This window comes from Nocardioides sp. WS12, from assembly GCF_014108865.1.
GTDB lineage: Bacteria > Actinomycetota > Actinomycetes > Propionibacteriales > Nocardioidaceae > Nocardioides.
Window position 1 is genome coordinate 443,401 of sequence record NZ_CP053928.1, and the last position, 16,920, is coordinate 460,320.

Here is a 16,920-nt window from a genome sequence, read left to right on the forward strand (position 1 = left end):
GGGTCCGAGAGGGATGCGACAGGGTGGGGGTCCTGCCGTGAGGCGGAGATCGTTCCGCCTCCGTCACCCAACCGGCGAAGATCCGCCGCGTCAAGGGTCCGGGACAGGACGACTCGAATCGTGACCAGGGGTTTTCGTGTCCGACTCGCGGCAGAGGCCAGGCGGGAGGTCAGGCGTCAGTACGGCGCCGCGAGGCCATCGAACATCGGAAAGTGCTTCACGTTCCGCGTCCAGAGCCGCCCGCCGACGGCCTCGACCGTCGCCGCGATCACGTAGTCGACGGTGTCGACGCCAGCGTGAGATCGAAGGTACGTCTGCGCGAAGCGACCGGCCCGATCGGCAATGTCCACCGTCACCGGAACCCACTCGAAGGTGTCGAGGAGCGCCAGGGTGCCGGCTTCCTCACTGCTCCGCATGCCCGCAAGGATCTCGGTGCGGGTCAGCACCGTGCCCACCATCGCTTCGCCGGATTCAACCAACGCTGACAGCGCGACGCGCGCCTCCGACTTTCCCCGAAGGTGATCGATCAGCACCGAAGTGTCGACGACCACGGTCACTGGCGGGCCAACCGTGAGCCGAGTCCGCCGCGCAGTTTCTCGACGTACTCCGCACCGTCGACGTCATCACCCATCTCGACGATCGCCCATGCGCCAAAGGATGCCTCCAGCCGCAACTGCCTTTCGGTGACGGTGCTGGACCCATAGACCTCGTCGATGGCCCGACGAACGAGCTCGGCCAGTCCCAGGCCGGTATGCGCAGACTCCGCTCGCAGACGGGCGTACTGCTCGTCCTCGAGGGTGATCTGGGTGCGGTGGCTCATGATGTAAGCCTACATCACATCGCCGAGGAGGTCAGGCGGAGACGACGGCCACCACGGCGGCCCGGCGTACCGGATCCGACCAGCGGCTGGCAGCCCGCGCGATCCGGACAGCGGAGATCACCAGCAGCACGACGGCGACCGCGATCATCGGACGCGGGCGCTCCACGGCGGCCAGGGTGGCGAAGAACAGGCCCGTGAACGTGGTGGTCAGGGCGAGGCGGAGCGAGTAGCCAACCATCGTGAGCGGCGGGGCAGGCGTCGCGCGCGCCGAGCGGAGGTCAACCGCGTACGGCGACTTCTCCGACCACCGCAGGCCGGCCGAGACGGCCTGGCCGACGACCGTGAACAGCGCGAGAACGACGGCCAGTGCCTCGGACGGCGTCGGTACGCCGGCCCGGATCGCGCCGAGCGCGATCGTGATCAGCGCGGCGCCGAGCAGCACCTCGGCGAGCACCCAGGCGCGCGCGACCACCACCGTCCGCGGCGCCACCGGCAGCGTCTCGCGCCACAGCATGCCGCGGCCGTCGAGGCACCACAGGTTCACCCCGAAGAGCAGCACGCAACCGGACGCAACCAGTCCGGGCAACAAGATCAGCGTCTCCCACAGGAGTCCACCGGCGAGAGCAACGAGGCCGGGCGCGATGGCGAGCAGCAGGGTGCCGCGCCGGAGCGGGACGCTGCGCCACACCGAGGCCCGGTCGGTCCGGATCAGCATCGCGCGACCGGAAGCGGGTGTGGGCCGGGCGGCATGGGTGCGCGTCTCCTGCCGGCCCTCGTCCCGCGGCTGCCGGGTCGCCGCGAGGGTCGCGAGTCGCGCACCGAGGCCGATGAACGCCACGGCAACAGCCATCAGCACGATCGTGATCAGCGCGACGGAGCCCGCACTCCCGCGTTCGATCGCGGTGGCGGAGATGCGGGCCGGGCCGGCAACGAGCACCGAACGCACATCCGGGGTCGCGCCGATCGCTGCCAACAGCGCGAGCGCGACCGTGATCGCGATCCGCACGACCCGCACACCGCGCGGGCCGCGCCGGATCCACTCGACGCCCCAGGCCACCGCCTGACCGAGGACCGTGGCGGCCACCACCCAGGCCAGGGTGAGCAGCTGGACGCCGAACAGTCGTTCCGGGCCGGCCACCAGGGCCGTGAAGCCCAGCAGCAGCCAGGTCTGCAGCAACCACCCCGTGTTGAGGGGAGCCAGCACCAGCGCACCGAGATGGTCGGTGACCGGGCTGATCGGATGGATCGACGCGGGGTCGCGAGCCAGCAACTCCCGGCCTCCGCCACCGGCGATGGCACTCGCCACGCTGATCGCCGCGACCGCGGCCAGGGCTGCGGGCAACGCACGCGTCGTGCGGCTGAGGGCGCCCGGGGCGACGTCGACCCAGGCCGGCACGGTCGCCGCCAGCACCGTCACCACACCGAAGATCGCAAGCGCCACGACGACGGCCCGCGGCCGCTTCAGGGTCGCGGCACGGAACCACAGCAGGTGCCGGAGGTCCGCGACGGCGCGGCGCATCTCGCTGGCACGATCGGCCGCGGCCGGTTCAGGCGAGAAGTGCGCGGTAGGCACGCGCCCCATCCTCGCCCGCCATGAAGCCGGACGAAATGGTGGCCATCCGGGTCCCGCCACGGAGTACGGCGACCTCGCCGCACACCTGGACCGCAAGGTCGCGCAAGTGGGTGGAGACGAGCACACCGGCACCTCGGGCGCGGGCGTCCTCAATGACCTCGAACGTGGCCTCGACACCGACCGGGTCGACCCCGTCGAAGGGCTCGTCGAGCAAGAGGACGGCCGGCTCGTGCAGGGCCGCGAGGACCACGCTCAGGCGCCGCGACATCCCGTGGCTGAAGCCCGCGGTCACCCGGTGGGCGACGAGACCGAGGTCGAAACGCTCGAGCAGCGCCCTGGCACGGGTCTCCCAACCCTCGAGGTTGCGCAGTCGCGCGCTGAGCTGCAGGTGCTCCCACGGCGTCGCGCGCGGCACCAGGCCGCCGACATCCGGGCAGTACCCGACGACACGCTTCGCTTCGAGCGTGGCGTCGCGGACGTCGTACCCACCGACGAAGGCCGTGCCCTCGGTCGGCGGCACCACGCCGGCCAGCACCCGCATCGTCGTGGACTTGCCCGCGCCGTTGCGTCCCAGCAGGGCCATGGCCTGGCCGGGCTCGACTCGCAGATCTACTCCAGTCACCGCTTCTACCGTGCCGAATTGCACCCGAAGGCCGGACACTTCAATTGCGGTCTGGGTTTCCCTCCCCATCACCATCACATCCTGACCTGTTTGCCCGGAAAGGCCAACGGTCAGGCGGCGCCGAAGGACTAGTCCTTTCGGGTGGTCTCAGGCTCAGGTGTGTTGCGGGAACCCGAGGTTCAGGCCGCCGTGCGACGGGTCCAGCCAGCGCGAGGTGACCGCCTTCTCCCGGGTGAAGAACTCCACGCCCTGCGGGCCGTACGCCTTGGCATCGCCGAAGAGCGAGGCCTTCCAGCCGCCGAACGAGTGATAGGCGACCGGCACCGGGATGGGCACGTTGATGCCGACCATGCCGACCTCGACCTCCCGCTGGAAGCGTCGGGCCGCGCCGCCGTCGTTGGTGAAGATGGCGGTGCCGTTGCCGTAGGGCCCGGCATTGATCAACGCCACCCCGTCGGCGTACGACGCCACCCGCACCACGGACAGGACCGGACCGAAGATCTCGTCGATGTAGACGGTGGAGGTCGTCGGTACCTTGTCGATCAGCGTGGGGCCGAGCCAGAAGCCCTCGGCCGCTCCGTCGATCTGGACCTCGCGCCCGTCGACGACAACCGTGGCTCCGTCGGCCGTGGCGACGTCGAGGTAGCCCGCGACCTTGTCGCGGTGCTCGCGGGTGATCAGGGGGCCCATGTCGCAGGAGCGGCGGCCGTCGCCGATGACCAACTTGCCCATCCGGTCGCTGATCCGGCTGATCAGGTCGTCCGCGATCGGCTCGACGGCGACCACGACGGAGATCGCCATGCAGCGCTCGCCGGCCGAGCCGAATCCGGCGTTGACTGCCGAGTCGGCGACCAGGTCGAGGTCGGCGTCGGGCAGCACCAGCATGTGGTTCTTCGCGCCGCCGAGAGCCTGGACCCGCTTGCCGTGCGAGGTCGCGGTCTCGTAGACGTAGCGCGCGATCGGGGTCGACCCGACGAACGAGATCGAGGCGACGTCGGGGTGGGTGAGCAGTGCGTCGACGGCCTCCTTATCGCCGTGCACGATGTTGAAGACACCGTCGGGCAGACCGGCCTCCTTGAGGAGCTCGGCCATCCAGTTCGCGACGCTCGGGTCCTTCTCGCTGGGCTTCAGGACCACGGTGTTGCCGGTCGCGATGGCGATCGGGAAGAACCACAGCGGGACCATCGCCGGGAAGTTGAACGGGCTGATGATGCCGACGACGCCCAGCGGCTCTTTGAGGGAGTAGACGTCGACGTCGGTCGAGACGTTCTGCGAGAACGCGCCCTTCGCGAGTTGCGGCATCGCGCAGGCGAACTCCACGACCTCGAGCCCCCGGGCGACCTCACCCGCGGCGTCCGACAGCACCTTGCCGTGCTCGGAGGTGAGGATCGCGGCGAGCTCGTCCTTGCGGGAGTTGAGCAGCTCGCGGAAGCCGAAGAGCACCTGCTGGCGGCGGGTGATCGACACCTGCCCCCAGGTCGCGAACGCTTCCTTCGCCACCGCGACGGCGTGCGCGATGTCCTCGGCGCTGCCGTAGCGGACATGCTTCGACACCTGACCGAGGGCCGGGTCGAACACCTCCCCGGTGCGCGGAGAGACGCCGGTGTCGGGTCCGCCGGCGATCCAGTGGTCGAGCACGGGCAGTTGCGTGGTTTCAGTCATCAGGGTCAGAGCTCCTCGTCGAGCAGGGTGAGTACGGCGTCGTACGTCGCCAGGGCCTCGGCCACCTCATCGGCGGTCACGACACAGGGCGGGACGACATGGATGCGATTGTCGGCGGTGAACGGGATCAGGCCGCGGCCGAGCAGTTCGGCCTTGGCCCGTCCCATCAGTGCGGCGGACAGGGGCACGCGGGTCGCGCGGTCGGCGACCAGCTCCACGGCCCAGAAGACGCCGGTGCCACGGACCTCCCCGACGACCGGGTGCTTGTCCGCCAGGGCGTCGAGACCGGGGCCGATCACTTCGGCACCGATCTTCTTCGCGTGCTCGACGATGCCCTCGTCCTCCATGGCGTCGATCGAGGCGACGATGGATGCGGCCGCGAGCGGGTGGCCGCTGTAGGTGAGCCCGCCGGGGAAGACCCGGTCGTCGAAGGTCTTAGCGACGGCATCGCTCAGCACCACGCCGCCGACGGGGACGTAGCCGGAGTTGACCCCCTTCGCGAACACGACGAGGTCCGGGGTGACGTCGAAGGCGTCGAAGGCGAACCACTCCCCCGCCCGACCGAAGCCGGCCATCACCTCGTCGAGGATGAGCATGATCCCGTGCTCGTCGGCCAGGGCCCGTACGCCGGCGAGGTAGCCGGGCGGCGGCACCAGCACGCCCGCCGTACCCGGGATCGTCTCCAGCAGGATCGCGGCCACACTCTGCGGCCCCTCGCACTCGACCACCCGGCGCAGGTGTCGCAGCGCCCGCTCCGCCTCCTCCTCGGGCGTGGTGGACCAGAACTCCGAGCGGTAGAGATAGGGACCGAACACGTGAACGTGGCCCCGGGCGTATTCGTTCGGCAGCCGTCGCCAGTCACCCGTGGAGACGATCGCCGCCCCGGTGTTGCCGTGATAGCTCCGGTACGTCGACACGACCTTGTCGCGACCCGTGTGCAGCCGGGCCATCCGGATGGCGTTCTCGTTGGCGTCCGCACCGCCGTTGGTGAAGAACACCTTGTTCATGCCCTCGGGGGCGCGTGCTGCGATCCTCCGGGCAGCCTCGCCCCGGGTGAGGTTGGCCGTGGCCGGCCCGATCGTCGCCAGGGTGGCCGCCTGCTCCTGGATGCCGGCGACGACCGCCGGGTGCTGGTGGCCGATGTTGACGTTGACGAGCTGGCTGGCGAAGTCGAGGTAGCTCCGGCCCGCGTGGTCCCAGACGCGGGTACCGAGACCCCCCGCGACGACGAGGGGCGCGAGCGCCGCCTGCGCACTCCACGAGTGGAAGACGTGCTCTCGATCGAGCTCCGTCGCGAGGGTGTCCCGGTCATCCATGGTTACTTGCCGCCTTCCTTGAGCTCGACGGTGATCGGCTCGAAGCCGGCGCCCTTGGTGTCCACGCCGTCCGCCTCGAGCTCGGCGAGTGCCTTCTCGACGTACTCGTTGGTGTGGGCCGAGGCCGGCGGTTCCTTGCTGATGATCGATGCGCCCGTCTCGTTCTTCGTGTTGAGCGCGATGTCGACGGTCTGCTTCCAGGCGGCGTCATCGATCATCCCCACGCCGTTGGTGGAGGGCCAGAGCAGTTTGTTGACCTCGTTGGTCATCCAGAGCTGGTGGCTGGTGCCGAGCTCGGAGCCCGACTCCGCCACGATCTTCGCGCCGTCCTCGGGGTTGTCGCGGACGAATGCCCAGCCCTTGATGGACGCCTTGATGAACGCAACGGTCTGCGCCTCGTAGGCGGCGTCGGAGAGCTTCTCGGTCTGCGCCCAGATGGCGTCCTGGAGCATCGCGGAGCCGACGTCGTTCCAGTCGATGACGTTGAGGTCTTCGGGCTGGTAGAGCTTGCCCGTGTCCGGGTTCACCGTCTCCAGCACCTGGGCGTACTCGTTGTAGGTCATCGCCTGCGCGGCGTCGATGTCGCCGGCGAGGAACGCGTTCATGTCGAAGGCCTGCTGCACCAGGTTGATGTCACCGACACCCACCCCGGACTCCTGCATGCCGGCGAAGAGCTCCCACTCGTTGCCGAAGCCCCAGCTGCCGACCGCCTTGCCCTTCAGGTCCGCGGGCTTGGTGATGTTCTTGTCCTTGAACGAGATCTGGGTCGTTGCGCTGCGCTCGAAGATCTGCGCGACGTTCGTGATCTTCGCGCCCTGTTCGATCGAGCCGAGCACCTTCGGCACCCACGAGATCGCGTAGTCGACGTCGCCCGACGCCAGTACGTCCTGCGGAACGATGTCGACACCGCCCTCGACGATCTTCACGTCGAGACCTTCGTCGACATAGAAGCACTCGGCGACCGCGGCGTAGTACCCCGCGAACTGCGCCTGCGAAACCCACTGGAGCTGGAGCGAAACCTCGTCCAGTTCACCGGCGTCCCGTGCTTCCTGGGTGCGTTCGGCGCAGTCCTTGTTGGCCGCGACGTCGACCTCCGAGGAGTTCTTCCCGTCGTCACTTCCACATCCGGAAGTGACCAGTGCGAGGACGGCAGCGGCGGCGCCCAGCTTCAGTGTTGTTTTCATTGGATCTCCTGTTTCCTCAGGGGGTTCCGAGACTCGGGGGTGGCCTAGGGCCGGTGGTGCCGTGAGAACCACAGCTCGACGAGCAGGGTGACGACGTAGAACAACAGGCCGAGCACGATCGCTCCGGAGACATAGGCCCACGCCAGCGGGTAGTTGCTGCTCGCCGCCGAGGAGGTGATCGACTTGCCCAGCCCGCCGATCGGGCCACCGAAGTACTCGGCGATCAGCGCTGCGATCACGGCCAGCGAGGACGCCACCCGCAATCCCGTGAAGACGTACGGCGTCGCCGTCGGCAACGTGACGCTCCGGATCACCTGCAACGGCCCGGCGGCGTAGGCGGTCATCAGGTCGCGATGCACGGCCTTCACCTGACGCAGCCCGCGCAGGGTGTTGAGGTAGACGGGGATCGACACCGACAGGCCGGCCACGATGATCCGGCCGGTGTCGACCGCGGCGCCGTACATCGAGTAGAGCACCGGAGCCAGGGCGACGATCGGGATCACCGCGAGGGCGGCGACCACGGGCGCGGCCATCTGGTCCAGGAAGCGGAAGGTCCCGGCCAGCATCGCGCCGCCGACCCCGATCACCGCACCCGCCACGGTGCCGATGAGCGCGTTGCGACCGGTGACCGTGGCGCCCTTGACGATGCTGTCGAAGTTGAGGGTGATCTGGTCCCAGATCGCGCTGGGGGCGGGCAGGACGAAGGGCTCGATCTCGAGGGAATCGACCAGCCACTCCCACGCCGCGATCGCCAGGACGCCGACGACCAGCGGCGCCAGGACCGTGCTCCACCGCAGCTCGGCGATGGGCAGCCGGGCGCGGGTGTCCTTGGCGGGCGACGCGTCCGCAACCGTCGTCATCGGGTGTCGACCCCGCGTGCAGAGACGGCCTGCTCCGGGATGCCGTGCAGCAGGCTGCGGACCTCGCCCACCGCACGGAAGAAGCCCTCCTCGTCGCGGGCGCCGGCCGATCGGTCGTGGGCGGGGACCATGCCATCGGCGCGGACGTCGACGACGCCGGTGATCCGGCCAGGACGCGGAGACATCACCACCACCCGGTCGGAGAGGAACACCGCCTCGGGGATCGAGTGCGTCACGAAGAGCACGGCTGCGCCGGTCTCCGCGCAGATCCGGACCAGCTCGTTCTGCATCCGCTCGCGGGTGATCTCGTCGAGCGCGCCGAACGGTTCGTCCATCAGCAACAGGCGCGGGCTCTCCGCCAGCGCCCGCGCAATCGCAACGCGCTGCTGCATCCCGCCGGAGAGCTGGTCGGGGTGGCTCTTCGCGAAGTCGGTGAGGCCGATCAGCTCGAGCAACTCGGCCACCCGTTGCCGTCGTACGTCGGCGGGGACGCCGTGCAGCTTGAGGGGAAGCTCGACGTTGCTGGCCACGGTGCGCCACGGCAGCAGGCCGGACTGCTGGAAGGCGATGCCGTATTCCTGGTCCAGCCGTGCCTGACGGGCGGTCTTGCCGAAGACCGTGATCGTCCCCGACGTCGCTGCGTCGAGGTCCGCGACGAGTCGCAACAAGGTGCTCTTGCCGCAGCCGCTGGGGCCGATCAGGGAGACGAACTCCCCGTCCGCCACGGTGAGGTCCACATCGGTGAGCGCGTCGACCTGCTTGCGCCCCTTGCCGAAGATGCGGTGGACGCCACGCGCCTCGATCGCCGGGTCGTTCACCGGAGGGTTCATGGGGCGACTCCTGTCAGTCGGAACGGTCGGAGGGCCAGGCCCAGCAGGCCGACGGCTCCGGCAGCCACCAGGCCGATGGCGACGGCACCGAAGATCGGGGCCCAGGGCTTGGCCGGGTCACCACTGGCAGCGACGGCGTAGTCGATGACCATCCGGCCCAGACCGCCCTTGAGGCCGATCGAGACCTCGGCCACGACCGCCCCGATCACCGCACTCGCGGCTCCGAGGCGCAGCGCCGGCAGCAGGTACGGAACGCTCGCCGGGATCCGCAGGGTCAGCAACGTGCGCCACCATCCGATCCCGAAGGCACGCATCAGGTCCAGGTGGGTCGCCTCGGGCGACTTCAGCCCGCGCAGCGCACCGACCGCCACCGGGAAGAAGGCGAGGTACGCGGCGATCACGGCCACCGAGTCCTCGCTCGTCCACACGTGTCCGCCGATCTCGACGGCCGAGCCCCAGCGCCGGACGAGTGGTGCGATCGCGATCAGCGGGACCGTCTGGCTCAGCACCACCCAGGGCAGGAGCGCCGACTCGATGATCCGGAAGCGGCTCATCACCAGCGCAAGCAGGAGACCGACCACCACGCCGATCAGCCAGCCACGGGCGGCCAGTCCGAGCGAGAACAGGCTGGCGTCGTACACGGCACTCAGGGCATCGGGCGCTCCGGCGAGCGAGGTCACCGGCTCTCCGAAGCGCTGCAGCATCTCCCACGAGTGCGGCATGGCCAGATCGGTCGTGCGCGGCAGGATCCGGGTGTCGCCGAGCAGCACCCCCTGCTCCGGTCCGAGCGCCTTGTAGAGGTCCCAGGCCGCAACGACGGCGGCGACGCCGAGGACGCCGAGGATCACGGCGCGGAAGCGCCTCCAAAGATGAACCAACGCGACGCCCTACGCCTTCGCCGTGACGTGGTCACGCAGTTCGGGGATGATCGATTCGCCGTAGACCCGGAGGGTCTCCTCCTTGTTGTCGTGCTGGAGGTAGATCGCGAACTGGTCGACGCCGATGTCCTTGAGCTCCTTGAGCTTCGCGATGTGCTGCTCAGGGGTGCCGAGGATGCAGAACCGGTCGACGATCTCGTCGGGCACGAAGTCCACGTGGTCGTTGTCGGCCTTGCCGTGGCTGTTGTAGTCGTAGCCGGTGCGGCCCTTGATGTAGTCGACGAGCACCTTCGGGAAGTCCGCGTCCTCGCCGTACTTGTTGACGATGTCGGCGATGTGGTTGCCCACCATGCCGCCGAACCACCGCGTCTGCGAGCGCATGTGGTCGATCTGGTCCTCGCTGCCGACGTACGCCGGCGCGGCCACGCAGAAGGTCAGCGCATCGGGATCGCGGCCGGCGTTCGACGCCGCCGTCCGGACCTGCTCGATCATCCACTTCGCGATGTCGATGTCACCGAGCTGCAGGATGAATCCGTCGCCGGCCTCCCCTGCCGCCTTCAGCGCGAGCGGTCCGTACGCCGCGATCCACACCTCGAGCGCAGAGGACCGCGCCCACGGGAACTGCAGGGTCGCGCCGTTGTGCTCGACGGGCCGGCAGTTGCCGAGCTCGCGGATCACGTGGGTCGCGTCGCGCACCTCCTGCAACGTGCACGGCTTGCCGTTGAGCACGCGTACGGCGGAGTCGCCGCGACCCATGCCGACGACGGTGCGGTTGCCGTACATCTCGTTGAGGGTCGCGAAGACGGACGCCGTGACGGTCCAGTCGCGGGTCGCCGGGTTGGTCACCATCGGCCCGACGATGATCCGGTTCGTCTCGGCCAGGATCGCCGAGTAGATGACATAGGGCTCCTGCCAGAGCAGGTGCGAGTCGAAGGTCCACACGTAGTCGAACCCGTGCTCCTCGGCCTGCTTCGCGAGACCGACGGTCCGCCAGGCCGGCGGGTTGGTCTGCAGTACGACTCCAAAATCCATGGTCTTCCTTTCGTCGTGCCGGTGGTTGAGGTGCGAGGAGCGTCAGCGACGAGCCTCGAAACCCCCGGCTACACCAGGTACTGCGTCAGGTCGCGCTTGAGGAACCGGCCGTGGCCCTTGGTCCCCTTGAACTCACCGTTCTCGACGAGGACCGTGCCGCGGGAGATCGTGACGTCGACGTGGCCGTCGATCTCGAAGCCCTCCCACGCGGAGTGGTCCATGTTCATGTGGTGGGTCTTGCCGACGCCGATGGACGTGTGGCCAGAAGGGTCGTAGACGACGATGTCGGCGTCCGCACCCGGCTGGATCACGCCCTTCCGGCCGTACAGCCCGAACATCCGCGCCGGCGTCGTGGCGATCAGCTCCACCCACCGCGACAGGGTGATCCGGCCGTCGACGACGCCCTGGTAAAGCAGGTCGACGCGGTGCTCGATCGAGCCGATGCCGTTGGGGATGGCCCGGAAGTCGTCCTTGCCGAGTTCCTTCTGGTCCTTCATGCAGAACGGGCAGTGATCGGTCGACACCATCTGCAGGTCGTTGGTGCGCAGGCCCTGCCACATCGCCTCGAGGTGGCCTTCCTCCTCGGAACGCAGCGGCGTCGAGCAGACCCACTTCGCGCCCTCGAAGTCGCCCCACTCCTCGCTGCGGGCACCGAGCTGCTTCTCCAGCGAGAGGTAGAGGTACTGCGGACAGGTCTCGCCGAAGACATTGCGGCCCTTGTCGCGCGCCCACGCCACCTGCTCGACGGCCTGCTTCGCACTCATGTGCACGATGTAGAGCGGCGCCCCGGTGAGGTCGCTGAGCATGATCGCCCGGTGGGTGGCCTCCTCCTCCATCTGCCAGGCCCGCGCGATGCCGTGGAAGTACGGCCCGGTCTTCCCGGCCTCCGCCAGCTGCGCCGCCAGGACATCGATCGCCGGACCGTTCTCGGCGTGCATCATCGTCAGGAGCCCGAGTTCTCGGGCTTTCTGCATCGCGCGCAGGATCTGCGCGTCGTCGCTGTAGAAGACGCCGGGGTAGGCCATGAAGAGCTTGTACGACGTGATGCCCTCGTCGACCAGGCTCTCCATCGCCTTCAGGGACTCCTCGTCGACGCCGCCGATGATCTGGTGGAAGCCGTAGTCGATCGCGCAGTTGCCGCGCGCCTTCTCGTGCCACGCCGCGAGGCCGTCCTCGACGCGCTCGCCGTACTTCTGGACGGCGAAGTCGATGATCGACGTGGTGCCGCCCCAGGCCGCCGCGGTGGTGCCGGACTCGAAGGTGTCGCTCGCCTCGGTGCCGCCGAACGGCAACTGCATGTGCGTGTGGGCGTCGATGCCGCCCGGGATGACGTACTTCCCGGTCGCGTCGATCACCTGGTCGGCGTTGATGCTGCCGAGCGGCGAGGTGCCGGGCGTCAGCAGGGCCACGATCTTCTCGCCGTCGACAAGGACGTCGGCCGCAACGGTGCCGGTCGCGTTCACGACGGTGCCGCCCTGGATCAGGATCGTCATCGTCAGGCCTGCGCGATGTGGGTGTAGGAGTCGGGCCTGCGGTCGCGATAGAACTGCCAGTCGTCGCGCATCTGCTGGACCATGCCGAGGTCGAGGTCGCGTACGAGCAGTTCCTCCTTCTCGGCCGAGCCCCGCTCGCCGACGAAGTTGCCGCGCGGATCGATCACCTGGCTGGTGCCGTAGAAGTCGACGGCGAGGTCGCCGTACTCGTTGTCCTCGCGGCCGACCCGGTTGGGCTGCAGCACGAAGTAGCCGTTGGCGACGGCCGCGCACGGACCCTCGACCTCCCAGAGCCGGTTGCTCAGACCCGGCTTGGTGGCGTTCGGGTTGAAGACGATGTGCGCGCCGTTGAGGCCGAGCTCGCGCCAGCCCTCGGGGAAGTGCCGGTCGTAACAGATGTACGTGCCGACCTTGCCGACCGCGGTGTCGAAGACCGGGTAGCCGACATTGCCCGGGCGGAAGTAGAACTTCTCCCAGAACCGGTCGAGGTGCGGGATGTGGTGCTTGCGGTACTTCCCGAGGATGGTGCCGTCGGCGTCGACCGTGACCGTGGTGTTGTAGTAGACGCCGGTCTGTTCCTCCTCGTAGATCGGGAGGATGGTCACCATGCCGAGCTCCTTGGCGAGCGCGGCGAAGCGCTGCACGATCGGGCCTTCGGCGGACTCGGCATAGCGGTAGTACTTCTGGTCCTGGGTGATCCCGAAGTACGGCCCGTAGAAGAGCTCCTGGAAGCACATCACCTGGGCCCCTTGCGCGGCGGCTTCTCGTGCGAACTGCTCGTGCCGGTCCAGCATCGAGTCCTTGTCGCCGGTCCAGGTCGTCTGGCTGATGGCTGCACGCACGATGGTCAACGTCCACCTCCACGGGGGTCGGATGAGGCAAGCACGGTTCCGGATGTTTCGTTATCCTTCGGGTTGAACATTTCGCTTCGATTTCCTTTCTGTCAAGGTTCTCGGGCAAACCACTTGGTCGAGGAGGTCGCCGGATGGGTCACGCGCCCGACCTCGCCTCCCTCACGGACCGCACCCCGTCCGGGATCGCTGGCGCCTTCAGCCGGGCCATCCGGGCCGGTGAGCTACTCCCCGGCGACCGACTCCCGACGGTGCGTGCGGTGGCCGCCGAGCTGGGCGTGTCACCGGCCACCGTGTCCGCGGCGTGGCAGGCGCTGCGTCGTACCGGAGCGGTGGTGTCGCGCGGACGGTCCGGCACGTTCGTCCAGGACACCCCGACGCCCTGGCTCTCCCCGCGCCAACGTGAGCTGGTCGGCGCCGGCCCCGACGGCCTGCGCCTCGACCTGTCCCGCGGGACGCCCGATCCCCGCTTGCTGCCCTCGATCGGGCCCGCCCTGCAGCGGGTGTCGCAACGCGCCGGGACGCTGACCTACCAGGACGAGCCCGTGCTCCCGGAGCTGCGCGCGGTGCTGGCCGCCTCGTGGCCCTACCCCGCCGAAGCCCTCACCGTCGTCGACGGCGCCACCGACGCCGTGACCCGGACCCTCGAACAGATCGTTCGGTACGGCGACCGCGTGGTGCTCGAGTCACCCACGTTCCCGCCGTTCTTCGACCTGGTCGAGACCCTCGGCGGCGAGATCGTGCCGGTCGAACTCGATGATCGCGGCATCCGGCCCGACGCCCTGCGCAAGGCGTTGGCGGCGCGACCGGTCGCGGTCATCCTGCAGCCGCGGGCGCACAACCCCACGGGGGTGGCGATGGACGCGACGCGGGTCGAACAACTGACCCGGGTCCTGCGACGCGCAGCGCACGGGATGCCCTGGGTGATCGAGGACGACCACTCGGCAGGCATCAGCACCTCGGCCGACGTCACCCTCGCCACCCTGCTGCCGGAGAAGGTCGTGCACATCCGTTCCTACTCCAAGTCGCACGGACCCGACCTCCGGATCGCCGCCATGTCGGGGCCGTCCGAGCTCATCGACCGGATCGTGGCCCGGCGCATGCTCGGGCCGGCCTGGACCTCCCGGATGGTGCAGACGATCCTGCTCGACCTGCTCACCTCGTCGCAGGCGCTGGACGAGGTCGGCGAGGCCCGGCGCCAGTACTTCGCACGCCAGCGCACGATGGTCGCGGAGCTGGCCACCCACGGCATCGACCTGCCGCCGCCCGACGGCATCAACCTGTGGCTGGCCGTCCGTGACGAGCGAGCCGCCCTGGTGCACCTGTCCGCCTCAGGGATCCGGGCAGCAGGCGGTACGCCCTTCCTCGCTGGCGACGCCACGGCCCCGGGCCAGGCGTTCGTGCGGGTCACCACCGGCCTGGTCTCCCCCGACGACGCGGCCGACGTCGCCGCGGCGATTGCCGAGGCCGTCGTCGCCGTCTGAAAACGACAGAAGCGTCTCGATACGCCTCGCCTGGCGGCTCGGCTACTCGACGAGCATGTTCGTCGAGTAGCGAGCGCCAGCGAGCGTATCGAGACGCTTCCGTTGGATCAGGCGGGGAACGAACCGCCCGAGGCAGCCAGCTCACGCAGCCAGGCGGTGGCCTGGAAGCGGTCGCCGTACTGGGCAGCCAGCTCGTCGGCCCGCGCGATGAACGCGTTGAGGCCGATCTCGCCGGTGGCCTTGTTCTCGTAGCCGGTCATGAACTGCGCGGCACCACCGGTGTTGGGCGGGAAGCCGATGCCCATGATCGAGCCGATGTTCGCGGCGGCCGCCGAGGTGATGACGCCCTCCTCGAAGGTCTTCGCGGTCTCGAGCGCCTCGGCGAAGAGCATCCGGTCCCGGATGTCCTGGATCGGCGGCTGCTCCTTGGCGACCGGGAAGAGCTCGGCGAGACCGGCCCAGATCGAACCACGCTGGCCGTCGACGTACTCGTAGAAACCGGCGCCACGAAGGCGACCGGGACGACCCGCGTCGATCATCTTCTGGACGACTGCTGAGCCCGGGTGCGGGGTGTACGCGCGACCGGCGGCCGCTTCGCCGTCGGCCGTGGCCTTGGCGATCTTCGCCATCAGCTCGAGGTTGAGCTCGTCCGAGAGCTGCAGCACCGGGGCCGGGTAGCCGGCCGAGGTGGTGGCCCGCTCGATGGAGTACGGCGCAATGCCCTCCGCGAGCATCGCCATGCCCTCGTTGACCATGAAGCCGATGACCCGCGAGGTGTAGAAGCCGCGGCTGTCGTTGACGACGATCGGCGTCTTGCGGATCAGCTGGACGACGTCGTACGCCTTGGCCAGTGCGACCTCGTTGGTCTCCTTACCGGTGATGATCTCGACCAGCGGCATCTTGTCCACGGGGGAGAAGAAGTGCAGGCCGATGAAGTCGGCCGGGCGGTCGACGCCCTGGGCGAGCTCGGTGATCGGCAGGGTGGACGTGTTCGAGCAGAGCAGCGCGTCCTTGTTGATGAACGGCGCGATCTCGGCGAAGACCTTGGCCTTCAGGGCAGGGTCCTCGAACACGGCCTCGATGACCAGGTCGACACCGGTCAGGTCGGCCGGGTCGGCGGTCGCGGTGATCCGGCCGAGCAGCTCGGCCTTCTTCTCCTCGGTGGACTTACCGCGCGAGATCGCCTTGTCGAGAATGGCCTCGGAGTACGCCTTGCCCTTCTCGGCGTTCTCGACGGCGACGTCCTTGAGGACGACCTCGAAGCCGGCCTTCGCACAGACGTAGGCGATGCCCGCGCCCATCATGCCCGCGCCGAGGACGCCGACCTTGGTGGGCTTCCACGGCTCGATGCCCTGGGGACGAAGCGAGCCGGAGTTGATCGCCTGCAGGTCGAAGAAGAACGCCTGGATCATGTTCTTCGAGTCCTGGTTGACGATCAGGTTCGCCAGGTAGCGCGACTCGATCCGCGATGCGGTGTCGAAGTCGACGTTCGCGCCCTCGACGGCCGCCGACAGGATCGCGCGCGGCGCCGGGTAGTCGGCTCCCTTGACCTGCTTGCGCAACAGCGCCGGGAAGGCCGGGAGGAAACCGGCCAGCGCCGGGGACTTCGGGCTGCCACCGGGCATCTTGTAGCCGGGGGCGTCCCACGGGTTGAGGGCCGCTTCGGGGTTGGCCTTGAGCCACGCCTTCGCGGCGGGGATCAGCTCGTCCTGGGTCGCGACGAGTTCGTCGACGATGCCCTTCTTCAGCGCGGTCTCGGGGTCGAACTGGGTGCCCTGGAGGAGCACGTCCATGAGCGCGCTCTGCAGGCCGAACTTGCGCACGGCGCGGGTCACGCCGCCGCCGCCGGGCAGCAGGCCCAGGGTCGCCTCGGGAAGGCCGACCTTGATCTTGCGGTCGTTGACCAGGATCCGGTGCTGGGTCGCGAGGGTGATCTCGTAGCCACCACCGAGCGCGGCGCCGTTGATCGCGGCCACGACGGGCTTCGGGAACAGCTCGAGGCGGCGCAGCGCCTTCTTCACGTTCTCGGCCATCTCGAACACGCCCGCGGCGTCGGCCTTGGTCGTGGTGACCATGCCCTTGAGGTTGCCGCCGGCGAAGAAGGTCTTCTTCGCGGAGGCGACGATGACGCCGGTGACGTCGTCCTGCTCGGCGTACAGCCGCTCGACGGCGTCGGCCATCGACGAGATGTACAGCTCGTTCATCGTGTTGGCGCTGGCGTTCGGGTCGTCGAGGGTGAGGGTGACGACGCCGTCGGCGTCACGGTCGTAACGGACCGCGGTCTGGGTCTCGGTGCTCAATGTGTTTCCTTCAGT

The 16,920-nt window shown here is 68.9% G+C and carries 15 protein-coding genes; 1 reads left to right on the top strand and 14 read right to left on the bottom strand.

Annotated elements, in window-relative coordinates:
- Window positions 1-176 precede the first annotated feature (176 nt).
- From HRC28_RS02025 to HRC28_RS02085, 13 genes are all read right to left on the bottom strand, one after another.
- The gene (locus tag HRC28_RS02025) at window positions 177-557 is read right to left on the bottom strand and encodes a type II toxin-antitoxin system VapC family toxin (RefSeq protein WP_182378480.1); all 381 of its coding nucleotides are present in this window, start codon (window positions 555-557) and stop codon (window positions 177-179) included.
- Complete coding sequence (locus HRC28_RS02030) at window positions 554-820, bottom strand: ribbon-helix-helix domain-containing protein (protein ID WP_182378482.1); 267 nt, start codon at window positions 818-820, stop codon at window positions 554-556. Before HRC28_RS02030 ends, HRC28_RS02025 begins: the two co-directional genes overlap by 4 nt.
- A 31-nt stretch (window positions 821-851) precedes the next feature.
- A complete protein-coding gene (locus HRC28_RS02035) occupies window positions 852-2,393 on the bottom strand; it encodes a hypothetical protein (protein ID WP_182378484.1) in 1,542 nt (513 codons plus the stop codon).
- Window positions 2,368-3,015, bottom strand: coding sequence for an ABC transporter ATP-binding protein (locus HRC28_RS02040; protein ID WP_237111659.1), 648 nt, complete (start codon window positions 3,013-3,015; stop codon window positions 2,368-2,370). Before HRC28_RS02040 ends, HRC28_RS02035 begins: the two co-directional genes overlap by 26 nt.
- Before the next feature lie 153 nt (window positions 3,016-3,168).
- Window positions 3,169-4,677, bottom strand: coding sequence for a CoA-acylating methylmalonate-semialdehyde dehydrogenase (locus HRC28_RS02045; protein WP_182378489.1), 1,509 nt, complete (start codon window positions 4,675-4,677; stop codon window positions 3,169-3,171).
- Between the two features lie 5 nt (window positions 4,678-4,682).
- The gene (locus HRC28_RS02050; RefSeq protein WP_182378491.1) at window positions 4,683-5,993 is read right to left on the bottom strand and encodes an aspartate aminotransferase family protein; all 1,311 of its coding nucleotides are present in this window, start codon (window positions 5,991-5,993) and stop codon (window positions 4,683-4,685) included.
- Window positions 5,994-5,995: 2 nt separating this feature from the next.
- Window positions 5,996-7,177, bottom strand: a complete 1,182-nt coding sequence (locus tag HRC28_RS02055) for an ABC transporter substrate-binding protein (protein ID WP_182378493.1) — start codon at window positions 7,175-7,177, stop codon at window positions 5,996-5,998.
- Between the two features lie 44 nt (window positions 7,178-7,221).
- On the bottom strand, window positions 7,222-8,037 hold the full coding sequence (locus HRC28_RS02060) for an ABC transporter permease subunit (protein ID WP_182378495.1): 816 nt from the start codon (window positions 8,035-8,037) through the stop codon (window positions 7,222-7,224).
- On the bottom strand, window positions 8,034-8,867 hold the full coding sequence (locus HRC28_RS02065) for an ABC transporter ATP-binding protein (RefSeq protein WP_182378497.1): 834 nt from the start codon (window positions 8,865-8,867) through the stop codon (window positions 8,034-8,036). The genes HRC28_RS02060 and HRC28_RS02065 overlap by 4 nt, the downstream gene beginning before the upstream one ends.
- The gene (locus HRC28_RS02070) at window positions 8,864-9,715 is read right to left on the bottom strand and encodes an ABC transporter permease subunit (protein ID WP_237111660.1); all 852 of its coding nucleotides are present in this window, start codon (window positions 9,713-9,715) and stop codon (window positions 8,864-8,866) included. The genes HRC28_RS02065 and HRC28_RS02070 overlap by 4 nt, the downstream gene beginning before the upstream one ends.
- A 39-nt stretch (window positions 9,716-9,754) precedes the next feature.
- On the bottom strand, window positions 9,755-10,777 hold the full coding sequence (locus tag HRC28_RS02075) for a TIGR03842 family LLM class F420-dependent oxidoreductase (protein ID WP_182378502.1): 1,023 nt from the start codon (window positions 10,775-10,777) through the stop codon (window positions 9,755-9,757).
- 68 nt (window positions 10,778-10,845) lie between these two features.
- Window positions 10,846-12,270: a dihydropyrimidinase gene (hydA, locus tag HRC28_RS02080; protein WP_182378503.1), complete on the bottom strand. Its 1,425-nt coding sequence runs from the start codon at window positions 12,268-12,270 to the stop codon at window positions 10,846-10,848.
- A 2-nt stretch (window positions 12,271-12,272) separates the two neighbouring features.
- Window positions 12,273-13,121, bottom strand: coding sequence for a nitrilase-related carbon-nitrogen hydrolase (locus HRC28_RS02085; RefSeq protein ID WP_182378505.1), 849 nt, complete (start codon window positions 13,119-13,121; stop codon window positions 12,273-12,275).
- A 134-nt stretch (window positions 13,122-13,255) separates the two neighbouring features.
- On the opposite strand from HRC28_RS02085, the gene HRC28_RS02090 reads away from it, so the two are divergent.
- Window positions 13,256-14,605, top strand: coding sequence for an aminotransferase class I/II-fold pyridoxal phosphate-dependent enzyme (locus tag HRC28_RS02090; protein WP_182378507.1), 1,350 nt, complete (start codon window positions 13,256-13,258; stop codon window positions 14,603-14,605).
- A gap of 107 nt (window positions 14,606-14,712) precedes the next feature.
- Here the strand turns inward: HRC28_RS02090 and HRC28_RS02095 are convergent, their stop codons facing one another.
- Window positions 14,713-16,905: a 3-hydroxyacyl-CoA dehydrogenase NAD-binding domain-containing protein gene (locus HRC28_RS02095; protein WP_202033196.1), complete on the bottom strand. Its 2,193-nt coding sequence runs from the start codon at window positions 16,903-16,905 to the stop codon at window positions 14,713-14,715.
- Between the last annotated feature and the right edge of the window lie 15 nt (window positions 16,906-16,920).